Origin of the sequence: Sporolactobacillus caesalpiniae (genome assembly GCF_040513385.1) — a bacterium.
Classification (GTDB): domain Bacteria; phylum Bacillota; class Bacilli; order Bacillales; family Sporolactobacillaceae; genus Sporolactobacillus.
Window position 1 is genome coordinate 1 of the sequence record NZ_JBEVCB010000018.1, and the last position, 1,237, is coordinate 1,237.

The window sequence follows — 1,237 nt, forward strand, 5'->3', positions numbered from 1 at the left end:
CCTTAACCTGTGCAGGAATGATTTTCAGTTCTTCGCGAACTTCAGTGGACATTTCATGTAAAGCTCCTCCGCAGCAGGAACAGATCTGTTCGTCCTCAGGTAAGTCATAATCAATCACTTCAACGGGGAGATTTTCCAGCTTTTCCTGTCGCTGCCCTTGGCTTTTCTTGCGTTTATAGGTAATCGTTTCAACGGTCGGTTCGGGAAGGTTAGTATCCGATTCGCTTTCTGCTTCATTGAATAGTTGAAGCGTCAACTGCTCAGGATGTGTCTTTTCGCTCGAAGCGCCGAATTGACGTTTTTGGCTGAGACGGAATTGTTCTTGAAACCACTTCAGCTTGAGCGTCAGTTCGGCGTTTTGTTTCTTCAGCGCATCACGTTCCTCACGCAGTTCTTCTATTGTGGGTGTGTTTGAATCCGTTCGGTTTTCCATTTTTTTATTATAATCGAAGACGCGCGCCATGTCTCTCATTTCTTTGAAAATTAGAGAAGGGTGCGCGCAGTGATTTCTTTGTGTGCCTGACGCTGCTGAATGGACAGACCATCCAGCAGCCAGTTGAGCTGACGACGATTGATGGGTAACGAAGGGTTTGAGTCATTGGCCTTCGGCCATTGAAAGGTTCCTTTTTCTAAACGCTTGTAATACAGCCAAAATCCGCTGTATTCCCAATGCAAAATTTTTAACTTGTCTCGTTTTCGATTGCAGAAGACAAACAGACATGGCGAAAACGGATCGAGATGAAAGCCTTCTTGAACCAAGACGGATAATCCATCAATGGATTTGCGCAGATCCGTAGGACCTTTAGCCAAATAGACATTTTCAATGCTGGACGCACGGATCATAAAGCACGCAGCACCCGAACAACATCCGCAAACAAATCTGGATCAAACCCAGTATGAACCTCAACTTTCGCGGATCCAACATAAATGAATAAGGGCTCCTGCTCTGCGGCATTGGCCAATCCAACAGGCATCCAGTGATTTGTATTAGGAACTGGGCGACTATGACGGAACTTGCGTCGCCAATAACGGAATTGCCATAAAGGAATGCCCTGATCCGCACACCACTCTTTGCCTGTTAAATCGCTAGTCTCGAAATCTTGCATTCGTTTCTGCCAGCATTCATGTAGTTCTACTCGTGTCATGGATCATCCTCCTGATCAATTGATAAAGATATCATCGCATGATCGGTTGGTCATGAGAAGGTGTCCATTATTTGACGCTTACCTTGAATCGC

3 protein-coding genes are annotated in these 1,237 nt (G+C 45.6%); all 3 read right to left on the reverse strand.

What is annotated here, in order from left to right; all coding sequences use genetic code 11:
• The coding region (locus ABWW58_RS17100; RefSeq protein ID WP_353870252.1) for an IS66 family transposase at positions 1-433 on the reverse strand (433 nt) is incomplete at its 3' end.
• 50 nt (positions 434-483) lie between these two features.
• A complete protein-coding gene (tnpB, locus tag ABWW58_RS17105) occupies positions 484-843 on the reverse strand; it encodes an IS66 family insertion sequence element accessory protein TnpB (RefSeq protein WP_353867771.1) in 360 nt (119 codons plus the stop codon).
• Positions 840-1,145 carry an IS66 family insertion sequence element accessory protein TnpA gene (gene tnpA / locus ABWW58_RS17110; RefSeq protein WP_353867770.1) on the reverse strand — a complete coding sequence of 102 codons (306 nt, stop codon included), beginning with the start codon at positions 1,143-1,145 and terminating at the stop codon, positions 840-842. Before tnpA ends, tnpB begins: the two co-directional genes overlap by 4 nt.
• Between the last annotated feature and the right edge of the window lie 92 nt (positions 1,146-1,237).